At 70.9% G+C, this 13849-nt stretch carries 13 protein-coding genes; 11 read left to right on the plus strand and 2 right to left on the minus strand.

Annotated elements, in window-relative coordinates; translation table 11 throughout:
* Nucleotides 1-303: 303 nt before the first annotated feature.
* The 8 genes from ACIBAD_RS12495 to ACIBAD_RS12530 all read left to right on the plus strand — a co-directional run bounded on the left by ACIBAD_RS12495 (nucleotide 304) and on the right by ACIBAD_RS12530 (nucleotide 9343).
* Complete coding sequence (locus ACIBAD_RS12495) at nucleotides 304-1296, plus strand: ABC transporter permease (protein WP_134070991.1); 993 nt, start codon at nucleotides 304-306, stop codon at nucleotides 1294-1296.
* Nucleotides 1297-1337: 41 nt separating this feature from the next.
* Nucleotides 1338-3098 (plus strand): ABC transporter substrate-binding protein, encoded by a 1761-nt coding sequence (locus ACIBAD_RS12500; RefSeq protein ID WP_398906256.1) that lies wholly within the window; start codon nucleotides 1338-1340, stop codon nucleotides 3096-3098.
* A gap of 151 nt (nucleotides 3099-3249) precedes the next feature.
* Entirely contained in the window at nucleotides 3250-4251 is a 1002-nt protein-coding gene (locus tag ACIBAD_RS12505) for an ABC transporter permease (protein WP_134070989.1), read from the plus strand.
* Nucleotides 4248-5348: an ABC transporter ATP-binding protein gene (locus ACIBAD_RS12510; RefSeq protein WP_398906258.1), complete on the plus strand. Its 1101-nt coding sequence runs from the start codon at nucleotides 4248-4250 to the stop codon at nucleotides 5346-5348. The genes ACIBAD_RS12505 and ACIBAD_RS12510 overlap by 4 nt, the downstream gene beginning before the upstream one ends.
* Nucleotides 5349-5353: 5 nt before the next feature.
* The gene (locus tag ACIBAD_RS12515; protein WP_134070987.1) at nucleotides 5354-6421 is read left to right on the plus strand and encodes a dipeptide ABC transporter ATP-binding protein; all 1068 of its coding nucleotides are present in this window, start codon (nucleotides 5354-5356) and stop codon (nucleotides 6419-6421) included.
* Nucleotides 6422-6532: 111 nt separating this feature from the next.
* Nucleotides 6533-7189 carry a trimeric intracellular cation channel family protein gene (locus ACIBAD_RS12520; protein WP_398906261.1) on the plus strand — a complete coding sequence of 219 codons (657 nt, stop codon included), beginning with the start codon at nucleotides 6533-6535 and terminating at the stop codon, nucleotides 7187-7189.
* 58 nt (nucleotides 7190-7247) lie between these two features.
* Nucleotides 7248-8099, plus strand: a complete 852-nt coding sequence (locus tag ACIBAD_RS12525; protein ID WP_134070983.1) for a thioesterase family protein — start codon at nucleotides 7248-7250, stop codon at nucleotides 8097-8099.
* Between the two features lie 80 nt (nucleotides 8100-8179).
* A complete protein-coding gene (locus tag ACIBAD_RS12530; RefSeq protein WP_398906263.1) occupies nucleotides 8180-9343 on the plus strand; it encodes a cysteine desulfurase family protein in 1164 nt (387 codons plus the stop codon).
* A gap of 40 nt (nucleotides 9344-9383) precedes the next feature.
* On the opposite strand, the gene ACIBAD_RS12535 is transcribed toward ACIBAD_RS12530, so the two are convergent.
* A complete protein-coding gene (locus ACIBAD_RS12535) occupies nucleotides 9384-10073 on the minus strand; it encodes an N-acetylmuramoyl-L-alanine amidase (RefSeq protein WP_398906265.1) in 690 nt (229 codons plus the stop codon).
* A 69-nt stretch (nucleotides 10074-10142) separates the two neighbouring features.
* On the opposite strand from ACIBAD_RS12535, the gene mnmA reads away from it, so the two are divergent.
* Nucleotides 10143-11279: a tRNA 2-thiouridine(34) synthase MnmA gene (gene mnmA / locus ACIBAD_RS12540; protein WP_398906267.1), complete on the plus strand. Its 1137-nt coding sequence runs from the start codon at nucleotides 10143-10145 to the stop codon at nucleotides 11277-11279.
* A 62-nt stretch (nucleotides 11280-11341) separates the two neighbouring features.
* Here the strand turns inward: mnmA and ACIBAD_RS12545 are convergent, their stop codons facing one another.
* Complete coding sequence (locus ACIBAD_RS12545; protein WP_134070975.1) at nucleotides 11342-12265, minus strand: NADP-dependent oxidoreductase; 924 nt, start codon at nucleotides 12263-12265, stop codon at nucleotides 11342-11344.
* Nucleotides 12266-12379: 114 nt separating this feature from the next.
* Between ACIBAD_RS12545 and ACIBAD_RS12550 the strand changes: the two genes are divergently transcribed.
* Nucleotides 12380-13369 (plus strand): GlxA family transcriptional regulator, encoded by a 990-nt coding sequence (locus ACIBAD_RS12550; RefSeq protein ID WP_398906270.1) that lies wholly within the window; start codon nucleotides 12380-12382, stop codon nucleotides 13367-13369.
* A gap of 91 nt (nucleotides 13370-13460) precedes the next feature.
* Entirely contained in the window at nucleotides 13461-13805 is a 345-nt protein-coding gene (locus ACIBAD_RS12555) for a DUF1330 domain-containing protein (protein ID WP_134074378.1), read from the plus strand.
* Nucleotides 13806-13849: the final 44 nt, after the last annotated feature.

The following is a 13849-nucleotide window of genomic DNA, read 5'->3' on the forward strand; positions in this document are numbered from 1 at the left end:
GAGAGCGAAGTCCGGATAACGGGAACCCGACCCTCACATCACGGTTGCGCATCCATTCATCTGCGGGTCTGGCGGCTGATCGCAGCGCCGATGAAGACTCCCCACCCAAGAGCCGGTCAGTCCTCCAAGGCCCGGTTCGGCAAATGATTTTTTGCTTGTGGCTTTGCACCGCACTTCCCGCAGTTCCTGCACCTCACACGCGTCCTGCGTGTCACCACGCACTCCGAGCGCCACTCCGCACCAACGCCGCCACAGCGGCGGGCATGGGCCGGCAACCGTCGGCCGAGAGGGGTCCCCACCACGATGACGGCACCACTGCATGACACGAGCGCGGAATCGCCCGCACCCGTGTCCGTAGCCGACGTCCCAGCCAAGGCCATCGAAGGCCGCTCGCCCGGCCGCATCGCCTGGATGCGGCTCAAGCGCGACAAGGTCGCGCTGACCGGCGGCGTGGTCGTGATCTTCCTGATCCTGGTGGCGGTCTTCGCACCGCAGATCGTGAGCCTGCTGGGCCACCCGCCCAACGAGTTCCACGAGGACCTGATCGACCCGGACCTCGGCACACCGCTCGGCTCCTTCGGCGGCATGAGCTCCGACTTCCTGCTCGGCGTCGAACCCACCAACGGCCGCGACGTGTTCAGCCGGATCGTCTACGGCGCCCGCATCTCGCTGGTCGTCGCCTTCCTGTCGGCCTTCGTGTCGGTCACCATCGGCAGCCTGCTCGGCGCGCTCGCCGGGTTCATCGGCGGCTGGGTCGACGGCGTCATCAGCCGCGTCATGGACCTGCTGCTCGCCTTCCCGCAGCTGCTGTTCACCATCGCCCTGGTCTCCGTCGTCCCCAACTCCCTCTGGGGGTTCTCGGGTTCGGGTGTCCGGATGGGCGTACTGATCGTCGTGATCGGCTTCTTCGGCTGGCCTTACATCGGCCGCATCGTGCGCGGCCAGACGATCTCCCTGCGGGAGCGCGAGTACGTCGAGGCGGCGCGCAGCCTCGGCGCCGGGCGCGGCTACATCCTCATCAAGGAGCTGCTGCCCAACCTGGTCGCGCCGATCCTCGTCTACTCGACGCTGCTCATCCCGACCAACATCCTGACGGAGGCGGCCCTCAGCTTCCTCGGTGCCGGCGTCAAGCCGCCCACGGCCTCCTGGGGAAAGATGCTGTCCGACGCCATCCCCATCTACCAGGACGACCCCGCGTACATGGTGGTCCCCGGTATCACGATCTTCATCACCGTCCTGGCGTTCAACCTCTTCGGGGACGGGCTGCGCGACGCGCTCGACCCCAAGGGCAGCTGAACCGCTTCAACGATTCACCCACCAATGGAGGTTGGACCAACGTGATCCGCAGAAAGCAGGCATTCGCGATCACCGCCGTGATCGCCGCCCTGTCCCTGACCGCCGCGTGCGGTGGCAGTGACAGCGGCAAGAAGACCGAGGGCAAGGGCGGCGCCGCCTTCAACGCCGCCACCACCGGCATGGTGAACCCCTCGGACGCCAAGGGCGGGGAGCTCAAGCTCTGGTCGCCGCAGGACGTCGACTACCTCGACCCGGCGCGTGCCTACTACGGCTTCGTGTGGGACATCCAGCGCCTCTACGTGCGCCAGCTGCTCGCGTACGACAGCAAGCCGGGCAAGGACGGCAGCAAGCTCGTCCCGGACCTCGCCGAGGGCCTGCCGGTCCTGAGCAACGAGGGCAAGACGTACACCCTCAAGATCAAGGACGGCGTGAAGTTCGAGGACGGCACGCCGATCACCTCGAAGGACTTCAAGTACGGCATCGAGCGCGTCTTCGCGCAGGACGTACTGTCCGGCGGCCCCACCTACCTGATCGACATCCTCGACCAGGGCCAGAAGTACCCCGGCCCGTACAAGGACACCGACCCGGGCAAGATGGGCCTGAAGTCCGTCGAGACGCCGGACGACAAGACGATCGTCTTCAACCTGGCGAGCGCCAACTCCGACTTCAGCTACCTGCTGGCCATGCCGTCCTCCTCGCCGGTCCCGGCGGCCAAGGACACGGGCGCGACGTACACCAACAAGCCCGTCTCCACCGGCCCGTACAAGGTCGAGAGCTTCACCGCGAGCAAGGGCGCGACCTTCGTCCGCAACGAGAACTGGGACCCGAAGACCGACACGATCCGCAAGGGTCTGCCGGACAAGGTCTCCTTCACGGTGACCACCAACCCGGACGACATGGACGCGCGTCTGCTGTCGGGCGACATCGACCTCGCCATCGACGGCACGGGCATGCAGCAGGCCGGCAAGAACAAGGTCCTCAAGGACGAGAAGCTGAAGCAGAACGCGGACAACCCGTTCACGGGTTACATCCGCTACTTCGCCTTCCCGACCACGGTCGCGCCGTTCGACAACATCGAGTGCCGCAAGGCCGTCATCTACGCGGCCGACCCGAAGTCCCTGCAGACCGCCCGCGGCGGCCCGACCAGCGGTGACCTCGGCGCGAACATGCTGCCGCCCGGCATCCCGGGTGCCGACAAGGGCTACGACCCCTTCAACCTGACCAAGGGCGAGCCGCAGGAGGCCAAGGCCAAGGAGGCCCTCAAGGCCTGTGGCAAGCCGGACGGGTTCGAGACCACCATCGCGGTGCGCAACAACCGCGCCCCCGAGGTGAAGACGGCCGAGTCCCTGCAGGCCTCGCTCGCCAAGGTCGGCATCAAGGTCACCATCGACCAGTACGACGGCAAGCTCTCCTCCTCCGTGATCGGTTCGCCCGAGAACGTGAAGAAGAAGAACTACGGCATCATCGTGATGGGCTGGGGCGCCGACTACAACTCCGGCTCGGGCTTCCTCCAGCCGCTCGTCGACGGATCGTTCATCCAGCCCAACGGCAACAACAACTACACGATGATCAACGACCCGGAGATCAACCAGCTCTTCAAGACGGCCGCCGCCGCCGCGACTCCGGAAGCCGCCGCCCCGTTCTACACGGACATCAACAAGAAGGTCATGGAGAAGGCGCTCTACCTTCCCATCAACTTCGACAAGGCCTTCGTCTACCACAACCCGCGTCTGACGAACGTCTACTTCAACGACTCCATGGGCAAGATCGACCTCGCCACGGTCGGCATCGCCGCCAAGTAAACCGACCGGCCCGAGTCGTCGAGTCGTCACGTACCAACAGGCAAGTGCCTTCACCGCACATGCGCTAGTCCGAAGGGCAGGTGAAGGCCGCAGGCGGCGGCTGCCGTCCCCACGAGGGACGGCAGCCGCCCGCCCCGGGCGGCCGACTGCAGTGCTCGTCTACCTCATACGGCGAATGTTCAACGTCGTCGCCACGCTGCTGGTGGTCTCCATCGTCACCTTCGGCATCTTCTTCGCGGTCCCCAAGATCACAGGCAGCGATCCGGCCCTGATGTACGCCGGCCGCGAGACCAACGAGACCGCCCTGGCGGGCATCCGCGTGAAGATGGGCTTCGACAAGCCCATCTCCGAGCAGTACCTGACCTTCGTCAAGGGCATCTTCGTCGGCCGTGACTACGACGGCGGCACCGATGTCACCCACTGTGCCGCCCCCTGCTTCGGATACTCCTTCAAGACCGAGGCGCCCGTCTGGGAGACCATGGTCGACCGCATGCCGGTCACCCTCTCGCTGGCCCTCGGCGCGGCGGTCATCTGGGTGATCGCCGGTGTGGCCACCGGCGTGGTCTCGGCGCTCAAACGCCGGACCGCCATCGACCGCACGGTGATGGTCGGCGCGCTCGCCGGCGTCTCCCTGCCGATCTTCTTCACCGGCATGGTGGCTCCAGCGATCTTCGTCTACGGCCTCGGCTGGCTGGACGTGTCCAACTACAGACCGCTCACCGAGGATCCGGTGGCCTGGCTCAACTCCCTGATCCTGCCCTGGGTCACCCTGGCCTTCCTCTTCGCCGCCACCTACGCCCGCATCACCCGCGCCACGATGCTGGAGGTCCTCGGCGAGGACTACATCCGCACCGCCCGCGCCAAGGGACTCAAGGAGGGCGTGGTCATCCGCAAGCACGCCCTGCGCTCCACCCTCACCCCGATCGTCACGATGTTCGGCCTCGACCTCGGCGGGCTCCTCGGCGGCGCGGTGCTCACCGAGACGACCTTCAACTTCCAGGGTCTGGGGACGGCGGCCGTGGCCGCCATCGGCCAGGGCGACCTGCCCGTGATCATGGGCGTCACCCTGCTCGCCGCGCTGTTCGTGGTGATGGCCAACCTGATCGTGGACCTGCTGTACGCCGTCATCGACCCGCGCGTGAGGCTGACGTGACCGAGAACCCCACCACCGGCAGCGGGCCCGCGTTCGTGCCCGAGCAGGCCGGGCCGCCGTCCGACACGGCCTTCCTCTCCGTGCGCGACCTCAAGGTGCACTTCCCGACCGACGACGGCCTGGTCAAGTCCGTCGACGGACTCTCCTTCGACCTGGAGCGCGGCAAGACGCTCGGGATCGTCGGCGAGTCCGGCTCCGGCAAGTCGGTGACCTCGCTGGCCATCATGGGCCTGCACCGCACCGGCAACGCCCGCAGCCGCCCGCACATCTCGGGCCAGGTCGTGCTCGACGGCGAGGACCTCGTACGGGCCGACGCCGACCACGTGCGCAGGCTGCGCGGCCGCAAGATGGCGATGGTCTTCCAGGACCCGCTGTCCGCGATGCACCCGTACTACTCGGTCGGCAAGCAGATCATCGAGGCGTACCGGACCCACCAGGGCGTCGACAAGAAGACCGCCCGCACCCGGGCGGTCGAGATGCTCGACCGCGTCGGCATCCCCGAGCCCCACCGGCGCGTGGACGCGTACCCGCACGAGTTCTCGGGCGGTATGCGCCAGCGCGCGATGATCGCGATGGCTCTGGTCAACAACCCCGAACTGCTCATCGCGGACGAGCCGACCACCGCCCTCGACGTCACCGTCCAGGCGCAGATCCTCGACCTGATCCGCGACCTCCAGAAGGAGTTCGGGTCCGCGGTCATCATGATCACGCACGACCTCGGCGTGGTCGCCGAGATGGCCGACGACATCCTCGTGATGTACGGCGGCCGGTGCGTCGAGCGCGGCACCGCCGAGAAGGTGTTCTACGAACCCCGCCACCCCTACACCTGGGGCCTGCTCGGGTCCATGCCGCGCATCGACCGCGACCAGACCGAGCGCCTGATCCCGGTCAAGGGCTCGCCGCCCAGCCTCATCAACATCCCGAGCGGCTGCGCCTTCAACCCGCGCTGCCCGTACGCCGACGTCCCCAAGGGCGGCATCACCCGCACCCAGCGGCCCGAGCTCACCGAGGACGACAGCCGGCACTGGTCCGCCTGCCACATGTCGCAGGAGGAGCGGACCCGGATCTGGACCGAAGAGATTGCGCCGAAGCTGTGACCGACATGAAGAAGACGGACACCTCCGAGGAACCGCTGCTGAAGGTGACCGGCCTGGTCAAGCACTTCCCCATCAACAAGGGGCTGCTGCGCAGGCAGGTCGGGGCCGTCAAGGCCGTGGACGGCATCGACTTCGACGTCCGGCGCGGTGAGACGCTGGGCGTGGTCGGCGAGTCCGGCTGCGGCAAGTCGACGATGGGCCGGCTCATCACGCGCCTGCTGGAGCCCACGGGCGGCACGGTCGAGTTCGAGGGGCGCGACATCACGCACCTCGGTGTCTCCGGAATGCGTCCGCTGCGCCGCGACGTGCAGATGATCTTCCAGGACCCGTACGGCTCGCTGAACCCGAGGCACACGGTCGGCACGATCGTCGGCGCCCCCTTCAAGCTCCAGGGCGTCCAGCCGGAGGGCGGGCTCAAGGCGGAGGTGCAGCGCCTGCTGTCCCTGGTGGGCCTCAACCCGGAGCACTACAACCGGTACCCGCACGAGTTCTCGGGCGGCCAGCGCCAGCGCATCGGCATCGCCCGCGCGCTGGCCCTGAAGCCGAAGCTGGTCGTCGCCGACGAGCCGGTCTCGGCGCTGGACGTGTCGATCCAGGCCCAGGTGGTGAACCTGCTGGACGACCTCCAGGAGGAGCTGGGCCTCACGTACGTGATCATCGCGCACGACCTGTCGGTCATCCGGCACGTCTCGGACCGCATCGCGGTGATGTACCTCGGCAAGATCGTGGAGCTGACCGACCGCAAGTCGCTGTACGAAAACCCGATGCACCCGTACACCAAGGCGCTGCTGTCGGCCGTGCCGGTGCCGGATCCCCGCCGCCGGGGCGCGAAGAGCGGCCGCATCCTGCTGAAGGGCGACGTCCCGTCGCCGATCTCGCCGCCCTCCGGCTGCCGGTTCCACACGCGGTGCTGGAAGGCCACGCAGATCTGCACGACGCAGGAGCCGCCGATGCTGGCGCTGGCCACGGGCCACCAGGTGGCCTGCCACCACCCGGAGAACGCCGCCGACCAGGCCCCGGGGGACCCGGCCCTGCCGGGCGCCGCGGAAGCCCTGGCCACGGTCTCGGAGTAAGCACCCGCCGTCCCGGAGCCCTGCGCCCCGGGACGGCGGCCGTGTTTCCGCCCGGGGCGGCGGGCCGCGTACCCGTCGAACTCCCGGCCGGGCGAACGGCACAATAGGGCAGTGCTCCACGATCTCTTCCCGCCCGGGATCCAGCATGCCCTGGACCTCGCCGGCATCTTCGTCTTCGCCACCGCGGGCGCCCTGCTCGCCGTCCGCAAGAACTTCGACGTCTTCGGCATCTGCGTCCTCGCGCTGGCCACCGCCCTCGGCGGCGGCCTCTTCCGCGACCTCGTCATCGGCGCCGTCCCGCCGGCCGCCTTCGGCGAGCTCAGCTTCTTCGTCACCCCGCTGATCGCCGCGGCGTGCGTCTTCTTCCTGCATCCCGAGGTGCAGCGCATCAACCGGGCCATCAACGTGTTCGACGCCGCGGGTCTCGCCCTCTTCTGCGTGACGGGCACGACCAAGGCGTACGAGTTCGGTCTCGGGCTCACCGCGTCCGCCGCGCTGGGCGTCGTCACCGCCGTCGGCGGGGGCGTCCTGCGCGATGTGCTGGCCAACGAGGTGCCTTCGCTGCTGCGCGACCGCGAGATGTACGCCGTCCCCGCCATCGTCGGCGCCGCGATGGTGGCGCTGTCCATCGCCTTCCACATGCTCAACGCCGCGACCACCGCCGCGGCGATCATCACCACGTTCGTGCTGCGGCTCCTCGCCATGCGCTACCACTGGCGGGCCCCGCTGGCCTGGAACCGCCGCTCCTCGGTGGCCGAAGAGCCGTAACCAGCATGTAGCAAAGGAAAGCTACCGCTTAGTAGTAGCCGGCGGTAGGCTCGAATCCATGGCATACGCAGCGACCCAGGCCTCCATCGGCGACAGCGAATTCGACCGGGACACCGCCGTCGCCCCGCGCGCGGACGAGCCCGGCGTGTACGACGCGGAGCTCTCTGCCGGATGGACGATCATCACCGCCGTGAACGGCGGCTACCTGCTGGCCCTGGTCGGCCGGGCCCTGTCGGCGGCCCTGCCGCACCCGGACCCGTTCAGCGTCTCCGCCCACTACCTGACCTCGTCGGTGCCCGGCCCCGCCGTGATCCGCACCGAGGTCGTCCGCGTCGGGCGCACCCTCTCCACCGGCCAGGCCTCGCTCTTCCAGTACGACGAGAGCGGCGCCGAGATCGAGCGGATCCGGGTCGTCGCCTCGTACGGCGACCTCGCCTCCCTCCCCGACGACGTCCGCACCACCGCCGTCGCGCCGGTGTTCCCCGCGTACGAGGACTGCCTGGGCCCGGAGGCCGGCCCGGCCCCGATCCCCGGCAGCAACGCGATCGTGGACCGGCTCCGGCTGCGGCTGGACCCGGCGACGGCGGGCTGGGCGCTCGGCGCGCCGTCCGGCAAGGGCGAGATGCGGGCCTGGTTCGAGCTGGCCGACGGCCGCGACGCCGATCCGCTGTCGATGCTGCTCGCGGTGGACGCCCTGCCGCCGACCTGCTTCGACCTGGGCCTGATGGGCTGGAGCCCGACCATCGAGCTCACCGCGCACGTGCGCCGGCGCCCGGCCCCGGGCCCGCTGCGGATCTCCATCACCACGCGGAACCTGGCCGGCGGCTTCCTGGAGGAGGACGCCGAGGTCTGGGACTCCACGGACCACTTGGTGGCCCAGTCCCGCCAACTGGCCCGCGCCCCGCGCTGACCCCCGGAACCTGCCGCTCCGGGCCCCCGCCGCCCCGGGGGGTCCGGGGCCGGGGAGGGGACTCGTAGAATCAGGGGATCATGGCCTACCTCGACCACGCCGCCACCACCCCGATGCTCCCGGAGGCCGCTGCGGCGATGACCGCGCAGTTCGCCGCCACGGGTAATGCGTCCTCCCTCCACGCCGCCGGCCGCCGTGCCCGCCGTACCGTCGAGGAGGCCCGCGAGGCCCTCGCCGAGGCGCTCGGCGCCCGCCCGAGCGAGGTGGTCTTCACCGCGGGCGGCACGGAGGCGGACAACCTCGCCGTCAAGGGCCTCTACTGGGCCCGCCGCGACCAGGACCCCGCCCGGACCCGGGTGCTCGCGAGCCCCGTCGAGCACCACGCCGTCCTCGACGCCGTCCACTGGCTCGGCGAGCACGAGGGCGCCCGCGTCGAGTACCTCCCCGTCGACCGCTACGGCCGCGTGCACCCCGAGGACCTCCGCGAGGCCATCGCCCGCAACCCCGACGACGTGGCCCTGGCCACCGTCATGTGGGCCAACAACGAGATCGGCACCGTCATGCCGGTAAGCGAACTGGCCGACGTGGCCCGCGAGTTCGCGATCCCCCTGCACTCCGACGCCGTCCAGGCCCTCGGGCAGCTGGACGTCCGCTTCGGCGACAGCGGCCTCGCCGCGATGACCGTCAGCGGCCACAAGATCGGCGGCCCGTACGGCATCGGCGCGCTGCTGCTCGGCCGCGACCAGAGCCCCGTACCCGTCCTGCACGGCGGCGGCCAGGAGCGGCACGTACGCTCCGGCACCCTCGACGTGCCCGCCGTCGCCGCCTTCGCGGTGGCCGCCGTGATCGCCGCCGAACGGCGCGAGCGGTTCGCCGCCGAGATCGGCGCGCTGCGCGACGAACTGGTCGCCGCCGTGCTCCGCGAAGTGCCCGACGCCGTCCTCGGCGGCGACCCGGAAAACCGGCTCCCGGCCAACGCGCACTTCAGCTTCCCCGGCTGCGAGGGCGACTCCCTGCTGCTCCTGCTGGACGCCCAGGGCATCGAGTGCTCCACCGGCTCCGCCTGCACCGCCGGCGTGGCCCAGCCCAGCCACGTCCTGCTGGCCACCGGCACCGATCCGCAGCTGGCCCGCGGCACCCTGCGCTTCTCCCTCGGCCACACCTCCACCAAGGAGGACGTCGCGGCCGTGGCCGCGGCCATCGGCCCGGCGGTCGAACGGGCCCGCACGGCAGGTCTCAGCTAAGCCGCAGGGGGGTGCCCTCCCAGGAGGCCGCTTTCGGGTGTCACCCCTGGCCCCCGGCGGGGACGGGGGCCGCCGCGAGCTCCGAGCGGACCAGGCCGAGGTACCGGTCCCAGTCCCAGTGGGGGCCCGGGTCGGTGTGGTCCGTGCCCGGGACCTCGGAGTGGGCGACTATGTGCCTACGGTCCACGGGTATGCCGTACCGGCGGCAGACGTCGGCGGCCAGCCGGGCGGAGGCCGCGTACATCACGGCCGTGAAATCCTGCGGCCGGTCCACGAAGCCCTCGTGCTCGATGCCCACGCTGCGCTCGTTCATCGAGCGGTTGCCCGAGTGGAAGGCGACGTCCATCTCGCGCACCATCTGCTCCACGCGCCCGTCCTGGCCGACTATGTAGTGCGCCGACGCCTGGTGGAACGGATTCCTGAAGGCGTCCACCGAGGTCGCGAAGCTGCCCTGCGTGACATGCACGACAATGCGGTCCACCCGGTAGTCATCGGGCCGGTCCGCCATCCGCCAGTTCGCCGGCGAGGCCGACGTCCAGCCCACGCCCGGGTGGTCCACCTCGCCCTCCTTGCGGGGCTTGCCCACGCCCGGCAGCAGCCACCAGGCGCGCCGCAGCTCGTCCTGCCCGGCGATCGCCGCCACCGTGAAGACCCCCAGCCCCCCGAACAGCACCGCCCGGCGGGTCCTGCGCGGCCCGGCCTTCGGCGGGGTCCCGACCTTGCTCCCCATGTGATCCACCCCCTGCACGTGATAACGCGCTGTGACCCCGGCCGGTTCCCCCGTACTCTGGACGGTGCTATGACTCAGAACCTGCCGCGCACCGATCGCCCCCTTCGCGTCCTGGCCGCCATGTCCGGCGGCGTGGACTCCGCCGTCGCCGCCGCCCGCGCCGTCGAAGCCGGGCACGACGTGACCGGCGTCCACCTCGCGCTCTCCGCGAACCCGCAGTCCTTCCGGACCGGCGCCCGCGGCTGCTGCACCATCGAGGACTCCCGCGACGCCCGCCGCGCCGCCGACGTCATCGGCATCCCGTTCTACGTGTGGGACCTCGCCGAACGCTTCCGCGAGGACGTCGTGGAGGACTTCATCTCCGAGTACGAGGCCGGGCGCACCCCGAACCCCTGCCTGCGCTGCAACGAGAAGATCAAGTTCGCGGCGCTGCTCGACAAGGCCCTCGCCCTCGGCTTCGACGCCGTCTGCACCGGCCACTACGCCACCGTCGTCCTGAACGAGGACGGCTCGCGCGAGCTGCACCGCGCCTCCGACATGGCGAAGGACCAGTCGTACGTCCTCGGCGTACTCGACGAGAAGCAGCTGGCCCACGCGCTGTTCCCGCTCGGCGACACCCTCACCACCAAGGAAGAGATCCGCGCCGAGGCCGAGGAGCGCGGCCTGGCCGTGGCGAAGAAGCCCGACAGCCACGACATCTGCTTCATCGCCGACGGCGACACCCAGGGCTTCCTCGCGAGCCGGCTGGGCAAGGCGGAGGGCGACATCGTCGACGGGGAGACCGGCGAGAAGGTCGGCACCCACGAGGGCGCCTTCGGCTTCACCATCGGCCAGCGCAAGGGCCTTCGGATCGGCCACCCGGCCCCCGACGGCAAGCCGCGCTACGTCCTCGACATCTCCCCGGTGAACAACACCGTCACCGTCGGCCCCGTCGAGGCCCTCGACGTCAGCGCCCTGACCGCGATCCGGCCCCGCTGGTGCGGCTCCACGGCCGCCGCCCCGGGCACGTACACCGCGCAGCTGCGCGCCCACGGCGGCGAGACCGAGGTCTTCGCCGAGCTCGTGGACGGCGAGCTGCGGGTGCGCTTCACGGAGCCGGTTCGGGGGGTCGCCCCCGGCCAGGCGATCGTGCTGTACGACGGCACGCGCGTGGTCGGCTCCGCCACCATCGCGACGACCACCCGGGCCGCGGCCGCGTCCGTGTGACCCGGCCCAGGGGGTGTCTCGCCGATCACACCGGGCTCGCGGCGTGATCGACAGGACACGCCCTAGACGACCGTCAGGACGATCTTTCCGGTGGTCCGGCCGCGCTCGCCGATCTCGTGGGCCTTCGCCGCCTGCTCCAGCGGCAGCACCGTGTCGATCAGGGGCTTGAGCAGGCCCTGGTCGGCGAGGGCGGCGATCTCCTCCAGGCCCTTCAGGTCCGGCTCCACCAGGACCCAGGACGCGTGCACGCCCTGAGGGTCGGCCGGGAGGCCGTCCGGGCCGGGCAGGGTCACCAGGTGTCCGCCGGGCCTCAGCACCTTGAGCGAGCGCTGCCCGTGGTCCCCGCCGACGGCGTCGATCACGACGTCGACGTCGGTGACGGCGTCCTCGAAGTCGGTGGTGCGGTAGTCGATCACCTCGTCGGCGCCCAGCTCGCGCAGCAGCTCGTGCTTGCCCTCGCTCGCCGTGCCGATGACGTACGCCCCGCGGGCCTTGGCGATCTGCACGGCCAGGTGGCCGACCCCGCCGGCCGCCGCGTGCACCAGCACCCGCTGCCCGGCCGCGACCCCGGCCGTGTCCACCAGGGCCTGCCAGGCGGTCAGCGCCGCCAGCGGCAGGGCCGCCGCCTGCACGTGGTCCAGGGAGGCCGGCTTGCGGGCGAAGTGCCGGGCCGGGGCGACCACGTACTCGGCATAGCCGCCCGCCTGCCGCGGGAAGTTCGGCATGCCGTACACCTCGTCGCCCTCGCGGTACAGGGTCACGCCCGGGCCGACCGCCTCGACGGTGCCCGAGACGTCCCAGCCGACCATCGGGACCTCGCCCCAGCCGATGAGGCCGCCGCTGGCCCGGGTCTTCCAGTCCACCGGGTTCACGCCGGCCGCGTGGACCCGTACCAGGATCTCGTTCAGACCCGGCTCGGGCCGCTCCGTCTCGACCTCGGTGAGAACCTCGGGTCCGCCCCACTGGCTCACGACGACCGCGCGCATGACTGTCTCCTCAGGTGCATTCAGGGCCGGTCTTCCCGGCCGATGCACTCAGCTTGGCCGCCGACGGCCCCGCATGGTGTTGGCCGTACGGCCACCATGTGACAGGATCTGGCCATGTCCGTTTTGCATCGTGTTGCCGTACTCGCCCTCGAAGGCGTCGCCCCGTTCGAGCTCGGGATGCCCTCCCGGGTGTTCGGGAACGCCCGCCTCGCGGACGGCGCCCAGCTGTACGAGGTCACCGTCTGCACCGCCGACGGACAGCCCGTGACCAGCGACGCGGGCTTCACCATCGGCGTCACGGCGGGTCCCGAGGCCCTCGCCGCGGCCGACACGGTGATCGTCCCGCCCACCCACGCCATGCCCGGGCTGCTGCGCGGCGAGCCCCTGCCGCGGGCCCTCGCCGACGCCCTCGCCGGGATCCGGCCCGGCACCCGGATCGTGTCCATCTGCACCGGCTCCGAGGTGCTGGCCGCCGCCGGCATGCTCGACGGGCGGCGCGCCACCACGCACTGGGTGCACGCCCCGGAGTTCCAGCGGGCCTTCCCGCGGGTCCTCCTCGACGAGGACGTGCTCTTCGTCGACGACGGCTCCATCCTCACCTCGGCGGGCGTCGCCGCCGGCATCGACCTGTGCCTCTACCTCATCCGCGCCGACCACGGCACCGCCGTCGCCAACCGCGCCGCGCGGCTGTGCGTCGTACCGCCGTGGCGGGACGGCGGGCAGGCCCAGTACATCGACCGGCCCGTCCCCGAACCCACCGTCGCCACCACCACCGCCACCCGCGCCTGGGCCCTTGAGCGGCTCGCCGAACCGGTCGCGCTGGCCGAGCTGGCCGCCCACGCCCGGATGAGCCTGCGCACCTTCACCCGGCGGTTCCGCGACGAGGTGGGCATGACCCCGGTGCAGTGGCTCACCGTCCAGCGCCTCGAACTCGCCCGCCAGTTGCTGGAGTCCAGCGACCTGCCGGTCGACCTGGTCGCGCACCGGTCGGGCTTCGGCTCCGCCAACTCGCTGCGCCAGCACATGCGGGCCTCCCTGGGCATCTCCCCGATCGCCTACCGCCGGACCTTCCGGCCCGGCAGCCCGGTGCCCGTCGGGGCATGACCCCGGAGGTAATGGCCGTCCCCCCGCCGCCCTGAGAGGATCGGAGCAACAGACCGCTCCTGCACAGCGCTTGAGACCGGAGGCCATGACCATGACCGCGTACGCCATCGCCCACCTACGCCCCGGGACCATGAACGAGGACGTCGTGCGCTACATCGAGGAGATCCAGTCGACGATGGACCCCTTCGAGGGCCGCTTCCTCGTGCACGGAGCCGAGGTCGAGGTCATGGAAGGGCCCTTTCCCGGCACCGTCGTGATCCTCGGCTTCCCGGACATCGAGAGCGCCCGCGCCTGGTACGACTCGCCCGCCTACCAGGCCCTCCTCCCGCTGCGCGCCCGCCACATCCCGGGCGAGCTCATCCTCGTCGACGGCGTCCCGCCCGGGTACGACGCCGCGAAGACGGCGGCGGGCCTGCGCGCGGCCGCGGGGCTCTGATCCTCGGCCCGGACCGCTGCGGCGTCCTGGGCGGCGCCGCCCAG

It is taken from the genome of Streptomyces sp. NPDC051109 (assembly GCF_044455885.1).
Taxonomy (GTDB): domain Bacteria; phylum Actinomycetota; class Actinomycetes; order Streptomycetales; family Streptomycetaceae; genus Streptomyces.

Bases quoted from the DNA above. Each gene is read 5' to 3' on its own strand.
- mnmA (WP_398906267.1), top strand. From the start codon at position 10,143: ATGACTCAGAACCTGCCGCGCACCGATCGCCCCCTTCGCGTCCTGGCC.
- ACIBAD_RS12555 (WP_134074378.1), top strand. From the start codon at position 13,461: ATGACCGCGTACGCCATCGCCCACCTACGCCCCGGGACCATGAACGAG.
- ACIBAD_RS12530 (WP_398906263.1), top strand. From the start codon at position 8,180: ATGGCCTACCTCGACCACGCCGCCACCACCCCGATGCTCCCGGAGGCC.
- ACIBAD_RS12515 (WP_134070987.1), top strand. From the start codon at position 5,354: ATGAAGAAGACGGACACCTCCGAGGAACCGCTGCTGAAGGTGACCGGC.
- ACIBAD_RS12495 (WP_134070991.1), top strand. From the start codon at position 304: ATGACGGCACCACTGCATGACACGAGCGCGGAATCGCCCGCACCCGTG.
- ACIBAD_RS12535 (WP_398906265.1), bottom strand. From the start codon at position 10,073: ATGGGGAGCAAGGTCGGGACCCCGCCGAAGGCCGGGCCGCGCAGGACC.
- ACIBAD_RS12550 (WP_398906270.1), top strand. From the start codon at position 12,380: ATGTCCGTTTTGCATCGTGTTGCCGTACTCGCCCTCGAAGGCGTCGCC.
- ACIBAD_RS12545 (WP_134070975.1), bottom strand. From the start codon at position 12,265: ATGCGCGCGGTCGTCGTGAGCCAGTGGGGCGGACCCGAGGTTCTCACC.
- ACIBAD_RS12525 (WP_134070983.1), top strand. From the start codon at position 7,248: ATGGCATACGCAGCGACCCAGGCCTCCATCGGCGACAGCGAATTCGAC.